Origin of the sequence: Actinoplanes sp. CA-051413 (assembly GCF_050955795.1) — a bacterium.
GTDB lineage: Bacteria > Actinomycetota > Actinomycetes > Mycobacteriales > Micromonosporaceae > Actinoplanes.
Genome location: NZ_CP192100.1, coordinates 3596518 through 3608257 on the forward strand (window position 1 = coordinate 3596518; position 11740 = coordinate 3608257).

An 11740-nucleotide genomic window follows, 5' to 3' on the forward strand; every position below is an offset into this window, starting at 1 on the left:
TCAGTTGCCCTTCGCCGCGCGGCCGAGCCGGATGGCCGAGATGAGGAAGAAGACGGCGCCGGGGATGGCGTAGCCGATCGCGTTGGTCAGCGTCGGGTTGTCCGCGGAGGCGCCGGTGATGAACGCCCCACCGGCCAGGACGGAGATGCCGCCGCTGATGATCATCGGCCACTGGCCGCCCATCCGGCGGCGGGTGACCCCCACGACCAGCTGGACCAGCCCGGCCACGACCGCCCAGGCACCCCACACGCGCAGGACCGCCGGAATGCCGGAGGTGGCGGCGACGGCCAGGCCGATCGCGGTGAGCAGGCTGACCGCGATGTTGACGAACAGCAGGTGGGGCGAACCGGTGGCGCGCGAGGCGCGCAGGTCGACGACCGCGGCGGCCACGTCGAACAGCGGGTAGAGCACCAGCAGCGTGACCGCGAGGGGACCGAGATGGTCGGCGGTCGTGAACATCACGAGGGCCCAGACCACGGCGAACGCGAAGCGGACGAAGTACAGCCGCCGCAGGGCGGCTGCCGTCGTGGAGATGCCGGGGGCGGCAAGGGTGGTCATGGTGGTCCTTTCGGAGCTTCCGGCCGGGACGGGCCCGTAGAGAACGAACGTTCTGTCTGCGCTGATGATGGGCGGCGGCCCGCCGACTTGTCAAGACCGAACGTTCTGTCGCTACGATGGGCCGATGGCGCGTACCGAAACCGAGAGCAGGCCGTCCGAGGCGCGGTTGCGGCTGCTCAGCACGGCAGGGAGGATCTTCTACGCGGAGGGCATCCACGCCGTCGGCGTCGACCGGATCATCACCGAGGCGCAGGTGACCCGGGCCACCTTCTACCGGCACTTCCCCGGCAAGGACGACCTTGTCGTCGCCTACCTGCAGGGGGCCGACCAGGCCATCCGCGGCCAGGTGGAAGCGGTGCTGACCGCCGGCCTGCCGGCGGCGGACGCCGTCCGGGCCGTCGCGGCGTCGATCGCCGAGGGCATCCGGTCCCCGGGCTTTCGCGGCTGCGCTTTCCTGAACGCCGTCGCGGAGTATCCCGATCCCGGGCATCCGGTGCACCGGACGGTCCTCGCCCACCGGGAATGGTTCCTCGACACGATCAACACCCTGATGGCGCGCATCCAGCAGGATTCGGCCGAGCCGGCCGCGCAGCACTTCGTCATGCTCCGCGACGGCGCCATGGCGGCCGGCTGCCTCTTCGACCCGGTCCTGATCTGCGAGACCTTCCTGCGCGGCGTCGACGGACTCGTCGAGACCCACGCCGCACGCCGGCCCTCCTGATCAGCCGGCCCTCCTGATCAGCGGGGCCTCCTGATCAGCCGGGCCTCCTGATCACCCGGCCGGGAGCGGCACGGCGGGGTCGGCCAGGGCGGCCCGGTCCACGGTGGCGCCGGCCAGCCCGGCCCGGACCAGGTCCTGGATCGCGTCGTTGACGTCCCAGACGTTGACGTTCATGCCCGCGGCGACGCGGTCACCGATCGTCCAGAACGCCACGAACTCGTGCCGGTCGAGGTCGCCGCGGATGACCAGCTCGGTGCTCGTCCCGGGCGGGATCCACCCGGCGTACTCCATGCCCAGGTCGTACTGATCGGTGAAGAAGTAGGGGATGCGGTCGTAGCTGACGTCCTGGCCCAGCATGGCCCGGGCGGCCGCCGGCCCGGAATCCCGGGCGTTGGACCAGTGCTCCACCCGGACCCGGGCGCCGAGCAACGGATGCGCGACGGACGCCACATCGCCGGCGGCGAAGATGTCCGGGTCATCGGTACGCAGCCGCCGGTCGACCAGGATGCCGTTGCCGACCCGCAGACCCGCCCGCTCGGCCAGCCCGGTCTCCGGGGCGGCACCGACGGCGATCAGCACGACGTCGGCGTCGAGAACGGTGCCGTCGTCGAGGACCACCTGGGACACTCGACCGGTGCCGCGCAGCTCACGGGTGCGGGCGCCGAAATGGAAGACGACGCCGTGCCGGCGGTGCAGCTCGGCGAAGACAGCGGCGAGCCGGTCACCCAGAACGCGTTGCAACGGCAGGGCGGCGGTCTCCACGACGGTGACGGCGGCGCCGCGCGCGCGGGCGGCGGCGGCCACCTCCAGGCCGATCCAGCCGGCGCCGATCACGACCAGCCGGGTGCCCTCGGCCACGGTCGCGGCGATCCGGGCCGAGTCGGCCAGGGTACGCAGGCGCAGCACGCCGTCGAGCTCTGTGCCGGGCACGGGCAGCCCTCGTGGCACGGCGCCGGTGGCCAGCAGCAGTTTGTCGTAGCCCAGCTCCTCGTCGCCGGCCAGCCGTACCCGCCGGGTGGTCCGGTCGATCGCGGTCACGGTGCAGCCGGTACGCAGTTCCACGTCGTGCTCCGGGTACCAGCTCGCGTCGTGCACGTGGACGTCGTCGCGTTCCGTGGTGCCGAGCAGCAGGCCCTTGGACAGCGGGGGCCGTTCGTAGGGACGCTCCGGTTCGCTGCCGAGTAGGACGACCCGGCCGGTGAATCCCTCGGTGCGCAGGGTCTCGGCCGCGGTGGCGCCGGCGAGTCCGGCGCCGACGATGACGAAGGTACGGTCGGCCATGGTTGCTCCTTCCGGGTCCGGTGGTTCAGTGGGTGCCGAGGCCGGCCAGGGCGAAGAACTCGGCGCGGGACCGGCCGTCGTCGCGCAGCGTGCCCAGCAAAGTGGACGTGACGGTGCGGGCGCCGGTGGCCTGGACGCCGCGCAGGCTCATGCAGAGGTGCTCGGCCTCGATCACCACGCCGACGCCCCGGGCCTGCAGGTGGTGGTGCAGCCAGTCGGCGACCTGCTTGGTGAGCCGTTCCTGCACCTGGGCGCCGTGGGCGAAGAGCTCCACCACGCGGGCCAGCTTCGACAGCCCGAGGATGCGGTCGCCGGGCAGGTATCCGACGTGGGCCACCCCGATGAACGGCAGCAGGTGGTGCTCGCACACCGATCTGATCGGGATCGAGCGGGCCAGGACCAGCTCGTCGTAGCCCTCGTCGTTGTCGAAGGTGGTGAGCTCGAAGGCGCGCGGGGTGAGCAGCTCGGCATAGGCGCGGGCCATCCGCGCCGGTGTCTGCGCCAGCCCCGGGGCGCTCAGGTCCAGGCCCAGAGCGGTCAGGAACTCCGCGGCCGCCCGAGCGGCCTCGGTGGAGTTGCCCGCGGTCCGGCGAGGGGTGATCCGTTCTGCGGTGACGGTCATCGGAGATCCTCAGATTTTCACTAGCGTCGGTTGGCGTTAATGCCATCCTGGACCGCCCGCCGGGCAATTTCAATAGCGGCGGCTGGTGATAATCTGGCGTGGTGACCGACCGCTGGACCGCCGTGGCAACCCTGGTCGACGTTTCTCGCCGCGCGCTGTACGACTACGTCCGCCGACAGGACCACCCGGTCGGGCGGGAAGAGGCAGCGGAGGCCACCGTCATGTCGCGCAGCCTGGCGGCGTTCCATCTCGACAAGCTCGTGGACGCCGGCCTGCTCACCGCGCGGTACGAGGCCCCGGCCGGTCAGCCCCGCGGTCGCGGTCGGGCCCCGAAGGTGTACGAACCCGTCGGTGACGGCCTGGCCGTGACGATCCCGCAGCGGCAGTACGAACTGATCGCCGACATCCTGGCCGAGGCCGCGAGCGGCGACCGGAGCCCGGCCGAGGTCGCGTACGGGCGCGGGCGTGAGCTGGGCGCGCAACTGCGCGGAGCGAGCATCTCCGACGCGCTCGGCGGGCTGGGCTTCGAGCCCCACCTCCAGGCGGGGGTCATGCGGTTGCACAACTGCCCGTTCCACGCGCTGGCCTCCCGGCACACCGCGCTGATCTGCGATCTCAACCTGCGCTTCATCACCGGGATACTCGCCGGTCTGGACGAGGTCGCCGAGCCACGCCTGGCCCCGCGTCCCGGCGCCTGCTGCGTCGAACTGCCGGCTCCGCCGTCCGATCCCGCGCGCACCGATCCCGATCGATCCGCTTACCGCTGAGTGCCGCCTTTCCGTGCGACTTCGGCACCCAGGTTGGCGTAACAGTTATTCAGAACCGGGGAATCACACTATTCCCACGCGGTGGCTCACCATATCCGGGCGGCCGGCGCGGCCGCGGAACAGCAGGTCAGCCGAGGTCTGGAAGTTTCGACAACACGCCGGTTGTTGGGGCCGGAAGGTTTCGGAGAAGCGTCGGCCGCTACGCGCGAACCCGGTCCGGGATTGGTCTTGACCGGCTGGATATGACCTCGTAACGTGCCGAATTAGTTTCCGATTTATATCGATCAATGTATGAAAGTTTCGCGGCTGGGGGACCCGGCCGCCGGTCCACCGTGCGCCGGGAACGGCGCCGAAGGGGGAGTTGACCGTGAGAGATTCGGTGCGGTTCAGCCGCAGATCGGTACTCGGACTGGCTGCCGCGGCCTCGGCCGGCGCCGTCCTGGCCGGGTGCAGCGACGATGAGGGCGGGTCGGGCTCGGGCAAGAAGATCCGGTGGTGGCACATCGCCAACGCCGATCCGATGCTGTCGGAGTGGGCCAAGATGGCCCGCCAGTTCGAGGCCACGCACCCCGGCGTCAAGTTCGAGATCACGCCGCTGGAGAACGAGGCCTTCAAGACCAAGCTCACCACCGTCGTGCAGGCCGGCGACCCGCCGGACATCTTCCACACCTGGGGTGGCGGCGTGCTGGCCCAGCAGGCCGACGCGGGCATGGTCAAGGACCTCTCCGGGGACGTCGGCCAGTGGAAGGACACGCTGATCCCGACCGCGCTCGACGCGTACACGATCGAGGGCAAGACGTACGCGTCCGCGGTCGACACCGGCATGGTCGGCTTCTGGTACAACAAGGAGCTCTTCGAGCGGGCCGGGGTGAGCAAGGCGCCGGCCACCTGGGCGGAGTACCTGGAGGCGGTCCGCAAGCTCAAGGCCACGTCCATCACGCCGATCGCGCTGGCCGGTAAGGAGAAGTGGCCCGGCCACTACTACTGGGCCTACCTGGCCCTGCGGATCGGCGGCCTGGACGCGCTGCGGCAGGCGGCCGTGGACAAGGACTTCGCCAAGCCCGACTTCGTCACGGCGGGCACCCGCCTGGCCGAACTCGTCGCGCTGCAACCGTTCCAGACCGGCTACCTGGCCGCGGGCTACTCCACCGCGGACGGACAGGCCGCGACGGTGGGCAACGGCAAGGCGGCCATGGAGCTCATGGGCCAGTGGGCGCCGGTCGTCCAGCGCGACAACTCGGCCGGCAAGAAGGGCCTCGGCGAGCGGCTCGGATTCTTCGAGTTCCCGGCGGTCGACGGCGGCAAGGGCAAGGTCACCGACGCGTTCGGCGGCGGTGGCGGCTTCGCCGTCGGCAAGGACGCACCGCCGGAAGCGGTGGAGTTCCTGAAGTTCATCGCCCAGCCCGAGAACGCCCGCATCGAGGCCAAGACGGCCGGCGTGCTGCCGGTCGTCAAGGCGGCCTCGGACGCCGTCACCGATCCCAACCTCAAGCTGGTGGCCGACACGATGAACCGGGCGACCGGCTTCCAGCTGTACCTGGATCAGGCTTACGCCCCGGCCGTGGGCCAGCAGGTCAACGACAGCGTGGCCGAGCTGCTGGCCGGCAAGTCGTCGCCGGAACAGCTGGTCAAGGCCGTCACCACTGCGGCGAAACAGGGCTGAGCGGCGGTGCTCACCGACGAACGCCGGCCCGCGCCGGCTCCGCCGCAGCCGCCGGCCGGGCCCACCCCGCGCCGGCGGCGACCCTGGCTCACCGTGGTGGCGTTCCTGAGCCCCGCCCTGGTGCTGTTCGCCGTGCTCGTGCTCACCCCGATCGTCATCGCCGCGTACGGCAGTTTCTTCGACTGGAACGGCTTCGGCGCACCGACCGCGTTCGTCGGGCTGGAGAACTTCCACCGGCTGCTGACCGACGAGATCTTCGCGGGCGACCTGCGCCGGGCGTTGCTGCTGGTGGTGCTCTCGCTGGCGATCCAGCTCCCGGTCTCGCTGGCCCTGGCCTTGCTGCTCAACCAGCCGCTGCGGGGCCGGCGCGCCTACCGGATGCTGTTCTTCACCCCGTACGTGTTGTCCGAGGTGGTCACCGCGGTCCTGTTCACGATGATCTTCTCGCCCAATCAGGGCCTGGCCAACCACGTCACCCGGCTGATCGGGCTGGGTGACCTGGGCGCCACCTGGCTGGCCGACCCCGACACCGTGATGTACTCGCTGTTCCTGGTGATCTCGTGGAAGTACTTCGGCTTCCACACGATCCTCTACCTGGCCGGCCGCCAGGGCATCCCGCAGGAGCTGCACGACGCCGCGGCCATCGACGGGGCCGGGCCGTGGCAGGCGTTCCGGCGCATCACCCTGCCGCTGCTGGGACCGACCATCCGGATCAGCGTGTTCCTGTCGATCCTCGGCACCATCCAGCTGTTCGACATGGTCTGGGTGCTCACCGGCGGCGGCCCGATCCGGTCCTCGGAGACCCTCGCCGTGACGATGTTCCAGGAGGGGTTCAAGCGGTTCCACGTCGGCTACGCCAGCGCCATCAGCATGGCGATCTTCCTGATCAGCCTCACCTTCGGCCTGCTGTACCAGCGTTTTGTCCTGCGCCGGGACCTCGAGGGCGCGATCACCACGATCGGAGATCAGCGATGAGCACGACCGTCGCCACCGGGCGAAGGCCCCGCAACCCACGCCGCGTCGCGCGGGCGGGCGCGCTGCACGTCGTCAGCATTCTCGTGGGCGCCGTCGTGGTGGTGCCGATCGTCTTCGGCATCCTCGGTGGCTTCAAGGACAACGGCCAGCTGTTCGCCAACCCGTTCGGGCTGCCCGATCCGTGGGTGCCCGGCAACTACCTCGACACCCTCGGCTCGGGAGCCTTCTGGTTGCAGGCGACCAACAGCCTGAGCGTGGCCATCGCCAGCACGGTGCTGGTGGTGCTGGTCGGCGCGATGGCCGCGTACATCTTTGCCCGCTATGCCTTCCCGGGCCGGGAGCTGCTGTTCATGCTCTTCGCGATCGGGTTGATGTTCCCGTTCGCCGTGGCGATCCTGCCGTTGTTCGTCCTGCTGCGCGAGCTGAACCTGCTGAACAACCCGCTCGGGGTGATCCTGCCGCAGGCGGCTTTCGGCCTGCCGATCACCATCGTCATCCTGCGCAGTTTCTTCCGCACGATCCCGGCCGAGGTCGAGGAGTCCGCGGTGCTCGACGGCTGCGGCCCGTTCCGGTTCTTCTGGCGCATCCTGCTGCCGATGTCCCGGCCCGCCCTGGGCACCGTCTCGGTGCTCGCCGTGGTCGGCAGCTGGAACAACTTCCTGCTCCCGCTGATCGTCTTCAACGACTCGCGGTGGTGGACGCTGCCGCTGGGCGTCCAGCAGTTCCAGTCGCAGTACTCGGCGGACACCGCGCGGATCCTCGCCTACGTCACGCTGGCGATGCTGCCGTCGCTGGTGTGTTACGCGTTCGCCGAACGGCAGCTCATCAGCGGCCTGACGAGCGGGATCGGTAAGTAGGGACTGAGGTCCAGGTCGCCCTGGACCTCAGCTCCTCCTCAGGCGGTGGTGCAGGCGGAGCCGTTGAGCGCGTACGTGCTCGGGGCTCCGCTGTTGCCGGTGTGGGTGGCCTGGAACCCGAAGCTGACCGACGCTCCGGGGGCCAGGCTCGCGTTGTAGCTGACGTTGGTCGCCGTGACCCGTCCGGACGTGGGCGAGTAGGTGGCGCTCCAGCCGCCGGTGATGCTCTGACCCGCCGGCAGGGTGAAGGCCAGGGCCCAGCCGTTGATGGCGGCACTGCCGGTGTTCGTGACGGTGATGTTGCTCGTCAGCCCGTTGTTCCAGGCGTTGACGGTGGCGGTGGCCCGGCAGGCGCCGGTCTCGGGCGCCGGGGTGGTCGGTCCGGGCGTCGTGGGTCCGGGCGTCGAGGGCCCGGGCGTCGGGCTCGACGGCGGGGTGGTGTCGCCGAACTGGGTGAAGAACCGCCACACCTCGGCCGAGACCCAGGACGTCGAGGCGTTGCGGTCGGTCGGCAGCGGGACGTGGTCACCGTCGTGCGCGGCCCACTGGACCGGATAACCGGCCCGGCAGCCCGCGTACGCGGTGGTGATGTGCGTTCCGCTGCCCTGCGCCGGCTCGGGCGGGTTCTGGGCCGTGCAGCCGTTGTTACGCACGAAGGTGTCCCGGATCGCCCGGCCCTGGGAGATGTTCAGAACGCTGTCGCGGATGCCGTGGATCCCGAAGTAGGCGACCGGCTGCGTACCCCCGGAGCAGCCGCTGAGCTGGGCGCCGGCGATCGGGGCGACCGCCCGGAACACGGTGGGCCGGGCGCAGGCCAGGGCGTAGCTCATCGCGCCGCCGTAGCTGAAGCCCAGCGCGAACCGCTGCGCCGGGTCGACGCAGAGGTCGTTCTCGACCACCCGCAGGATGTCGTCGACCAGGGTGACGTCCCGCCCGCCGGTGTTGGCCCAGCCCGCGTCGAGACCCTGGGGCGCCACGAAGATGGCGCTGTTCTCGGCGCGCTGCTGCAGGCCGTAGAAGCCGTTGCCGACGACGTCGTTGGCGCTGCCGTTGAGCCAGTGCAGCCCGACGACGAGCCGGTACGCCCGGCTGTTGCTGTAGTTGCCCGGCAGCCGCAGGATGTACGAGCGGTTCTGGCCGCCGCTCTGGATCGTGTAGGTGCCGTCGCGCAGGGTCGGGGTCTTGCCGCAGCCCGCGGTGGCCGCCGAGGCGGTGCCCCCGGTCAGCCCCACGACTCCCGCGGCGACCAGGATCGTCCCGGCGGTGGCGGCCGCGGCGAGGAGCCGGCGCCATGGTCTCACTGTCATTGGTTTCCTCCTGACTGGTGCGTTCGGACGGCTCACGCGACGGTGCAGGGCGCGCCGTTGAGGCTGAACGAGGGGGGCCGACCGGTGTTGCCGGTGTGGGTGGCCTGGAACCCGACGGTGACCGAGCCGCCGGGGGCGATGGCGGCGTTGTGGCCGACGTTGCGGGCTGTCACCTGGCCGGTGGCGGGGGAGTAGGTGGCGTTCCACCCGGAGGTGATGCTCTGGCCGCCGGGCAGGGTGAAGACCAGCGACCAGCCGTTGACGGCGGTGGCGCCGGTGTTGGAGATGGTGATGTTCGCGGTCAGGCCGGTGTTCCAGGCGCTGATCGTGTCGGTGACCCGGCACGCCCCGGTCGCGGGCGGCGTCGACGGCGGGGTCGAGGGCGGCGTCGACGGTGGCGTTGACGGCGGGGTGGACGGTGGCGTCGAGGGCGGGGTCGACGGTGGCGTGGTGAGGCCGAAGAAGGCGATGGCGGCGGCGGCCATTCCAGCGCTGGGCAGGCTGTGCCCGGCACCCTGGATGCTGTACGCCTCGACCTGCACCGTGCCCGTGGCGTCGGCGTAGCGGCGGCGGTTCCAGTTGGCCTGCGGGGTGTCGCTGGACGACGGTGTCTGGCTGAGCCCGAACACGTTGGTCCACTGCTCGATCGACTCCTGGAGCAGCGAGTACGGCACCAGCGTGTCGTTGGTGCCGTGCCAGAGCTGCACCCTCGGACGAGCGCCGGAGTAGCCGGGTGAGGCCTGCCGGACAGCGTCACCCCACTGCTGCGGCGTGCGGTTCATGCTGCCGCCCGTGCACTGGCCGCCGGGCGGATAGTCGGCCGCGTTGGCGAAGCAGTTGAACGGAACGCCCATGAACGCCGCGCCGGCCTTGAACAGGTCGGGGTAGAGGGCGAGCATGTGCTGGGTCATCATGCCGCCGGACGAGCTGCCGGTGGCGTACACCCGGTTCTGGTCGCCGCCGTACTGCCGGCCGGCGTAGGCCACCATGGACGCGATCGAGACCGGGTCGCTGCCGCCATTGCGCTGCTTGGCCGCCGCCGACCAGGTGTCGAAGCACTTGCCGAAGCCGGCCTCCTGCATCGCGGAGGGGTAGATCACGATGAACCCGTACCGGTCGGCCAGCGAGGCGAACTCGCTGCCGGAGTAGAAGCCGGGACCGGAGCCGCCGCAGCCGTGCATGGCCACCACGACCGCCGGGTTGGCCGGGCGCGCGTCCGGGACGTAGATGTGCATGCGCATCCCGCCCGGGTTGCTGCCGAAGCTGGTCACCTCGGTCAGCGAGGCCGCGTACGCGGGCCGGGCGGCCGGGACGGCGAGCCCGATGAGGGCCAGCGCGGTGGCGACGGCCAGCAAAAGATGACGTCTGATCTTCATGCCTTGTCACTCCTGGGGAAGGCAGAACCGGTGCACGCCGGATCATCACGGCGCACCACATCGTCGGAGACGTACGCGTGACTGCCCTGTGTCACGGCATCTGGCGCGCGGCCCGGCGCGAACCCCGTCGTATGGCAGTTAGCGTGCACGCAGGACCGCAAACTGTCAATCGACAGTGGTCAATCGAGCGATGTCACCGGATGCCGTTACAGTCGGCGCGTGACAAGTCCGTACGACATCGAGGAGATCTTTCCGGATGACGCCGCGGAGGCGGTGCGGCTGCCCCGCCGGCAGGCGGGCAGCTCGCCGCAGGGCCTGACGGTGACCCTGCTGGCCGACTACACCCTGCGCAACCGGGCCTGGCTCCCGTCGGCGGCCATCGTCGCCCTGCTGGCCGAGGCCGGCGTCAGCCAGGCCGGGGCCCGGACCGCGATCAGCCGGCTGGCCCGGCGCGGCGTGCTGGAAGGCAGCCGGCAGGGGCGGCGCAGCTCCTACCGGCTCACCGCGGCCGCGGCCGGCTTCCTGTCCATCGGGGGCAGCGCGATCGTCTCGCCCGTCGTGGCCGAACCGTGGGACGAGCGCTGGACGGTGCTCGCCTTCTCGCTGCCGCGCGACCAGGCGGCACAGCGGCGCGGGCTCCGCACGCAGCTGCGCTGGATGGGCTTCGCCCCGCTGTACGACGGACTCTGGGTCTCCCCGCGCCGGTTCACCGGGAAGGCCCGCGAACAGCTCGTCGCGTTCGGCGCCACCATGACCGTCTTCCGGGGCCGGCACCTCGACCTGGCGGCGAGCGCCGGCCGCTCACCCCTCGACGCGTGGGACACCGCGGCCATCGCCGGCCAGTACGAATCCTTCATCGCGACGTGGCGGCCGGTGCTGCCCCGCCAGCAGGCCGGGCGGATCAGCGGGCCCGAGGCGGTCCGGGCCCGTACCGAGATCATGGACACCTATCGGCGGCTGCCCATCCTCGATCCTGGGCTGCCCAGCCGGCTGCTCCCGCCGGGATGGCTGCGCGAGCCCGCCCGCGACCTGTTCGTCGCCATCTACGACGGGCTCGCGCCCAACGCCCAGGATCACGTACGGGCGGTTGCCGCGGCCTGCACCGGCGAACCGCTCAGCGGCATCGGCGCCCACACCGTCGCCGAACTGGCTGCCGGCCTGCCGGCGTGATGCTCAGACGCGTTGATCAGAGCGTCTCGGTGCCGGCCGGTCCGGTGTCGGCCGGTGCGCCGCTCTCGCCGCCCTTCCACGGGCAGTCGTCCTGCGCTGCCACACCGGCGGCGCCGTCTCCCCGGGGTGCGGCCGGGCTCACCTCGGCCACGGCCGGCACGGCGGACTCGACGGGTTCCGCGGCCAGGGCGGAACCGCCCAATCCCGCCGCGACGACTGCGGCGCCGCCCGCGACGGTCAGTCCGATCACTGTTCTGATGCGCATGTGCCTGACTCCTGACTGGTCGGTGGTGGGACTGCCACCAGGAGATCAGCCGGGCCCGAAAAGCCGGCGAAGAACCGATCCGGTCAGGGGACGGACTCCCGCAACGCGTCCGGGATCGCGGCGGCCGACGCGACGACCAGGTCGATGATCGCGGTGCGTTCCTCGGTCCGCTGGAGCC

The 11740-nt window shown here is 71.0% G+C and carries 12 protein-coding genes; 6 read left to right on the top strand and 6 right to left on the bottom strand.

Annotated elements, in window-relative coordinates:
- Window positions 1-558, bottom strand: coding sequence for a hypothetical protein (locus tag ACQP2Y_RS16745; protein ID WP_433729166.1), 558 nt, complete (start codon window positions 556-558; stop codon window positions 1-3).
- Between the two features lie 124 nt (window positions 559-682).
- Between ACQP2Y_RS16745 and ACQP2Y_RS16750 the strand changes: the two genes are divergently transcribed.
- Window positions 683-1279: a TetR/AcrR family transcriptional regulator gene (locus tag ACQP2Y_RS16750; RefSeq protein ID WP_433729168.1), complete on the top strand. Its 597-nt coding sequence runs from the start codon at window positions 683-685 to the stop codon at window positions 1277-1279.
- 51 nt (window positions 1280-1330) lie between these two features.
- Here ACQP2Y_RS16750 and ACQP2Y_RS16755 read toward each other — a convergent pair whose 3' ends face one another.
- Entirely contained in the window at window positions 1331-2560 is a 1230-nt protein-coding gene (locus tag ACQP2Y_RS16755) for an NAD(P)/FAD-dependent oxidoreductase (protein WP_433729170.1), read from the bottom strand.
- Window positions 2561-2585: 25 nt separating this feature from the next.
- Complete coding sequence (folE, locus tag ACQP2Y_RS16760; protein WP_433729172.1) at window positions 2586-3182, bottom strand: GTP cyclohydrolase I FolE; 597 nt, start codon at window positions 3180-3182, stop codon at window positions 2586-2588.
- A 101-nt stretch (window positions 3183-3283) separates the two neighbouring features.
- Here folE and ACQP2Y_RS16765 point away from each other — a divergent pair, with 101 nt between their 5' ends.
- From ACQP2Y_RS16765 to ACQP2Y_RS16780, 4 genes are all read left to right on the top strand, one after another.
- Window positions 3284-3949: a helix-turn-helix transcriptional regulator gene (locus tag ACQP2Y_RS16765; protein WP_433729174.1), complete on the top strand. Its 666-nt coding sequence runs from the start codon at window positions 3284-3286 to the stop codon at window positions 3947-3949.
- 367 nt (window positions 3950-4316) lie between these two features.
- Window positions 4317-5612 (top strand): extracellular solute-binding protein, encoded by a 1296-nt coding sequence (locus ACQP2Y_RS16770; protein WP_433729176.1) that lies wholly within the window; start codon window positions 4317-4319, stop codon window positions 5610-5612.
- Between the two features lie 6 nt (window positions 5613-5618).
- Window positions 5619-6587, top strand: coding sequence for a carbohydrate ABC transporter permease (locus ACQP2Y_RS16775; protein ID WP_433729179.1), 969 nt, complete (start codon window positions 5619-5621; stop codon window positions 6585-6587).
- Window positions 6584-7444: a carbohydrate ABC transporter permease gene (locus ACQP2Y_RS16780; RefSeq protein WP_433729181.1), complete on the top strand. Its 861-nt coding sequence runs from the start codon at window positions 6584-6586 to the stop codon at window positions 7442-7444. The genes ACQP2Y_RS16775 and ACQP2Y_RS16780 overlap by 4 nt, the downstream gene beginning before the upstream one ends.
- Before the next feature lie 38 nt (window positions 7445-7482).
- Here ACQP2Y_RS16780 and ACQP2Y_RS16785 read toward each other — a convergent pair whose 3' ends face one another.
- Window positions 7483-8751: a cellulose binding domain-containing protein gene (locus ACQP2Y_RS16785; protein WP_433729183.1), complete on the bottom strand. Its 1269-nt coding sequence runs from the start codon at window positions 8749-8751 to the stop codon at window positions 7483-7485.
- Between the two features lie 32 nt (window positions 8752-8783).
- A complete protein-coding gene (locus tag ACQP2Y_RS16790; RefSeq protein WP_433729185.1) occupies window positions 8784-10127 on the bottom strand; it encodes an extracellular catalytic domain type 1 short-chain-length polyhydroxyalkanoate depolymerase in 1344 nt (447 codons plus the stop codon).
- Between the two features lie 219 nt (window positions 10128-10346).
- Here ACQP2Y_RS16790 and ACQP2Y_RS16795 point away from each other — a divergent pair, with 219 nt between their 5' ends.
- Window positions 10347-11297, top strand: coding sequence for a PaaX family transcriptional regulator (locus ACQP2Y_RS16795; RefSeq protein ID WP_433729187.1), 951 nt, complete (start codon window positions 10347-10349; stop codon window positions 11295-11297).
- A 16-nt stretch (window positions 11298-11313) separates the two neighbouring features.
- Here ACQP2Y_RS16795 and ACQP2Y_RS16800 read toward each other — a convergent pair whose 3' ends face one another.
- Window positions 11314-11562 carry a hypothetical protein gene (locus tag ACQP2Y_RS16800; RefSeq protein WP_433729189.1) on the bottom strand — a complete coding sequence of 83 codons (249 nt, stop codon included), beginning with the start codon at window positions 11560-11562 and terminating at the stop codon, window positions 11314-11316.
- Window positions 11563-11740 lie beyond the last annotated feature (178 nt).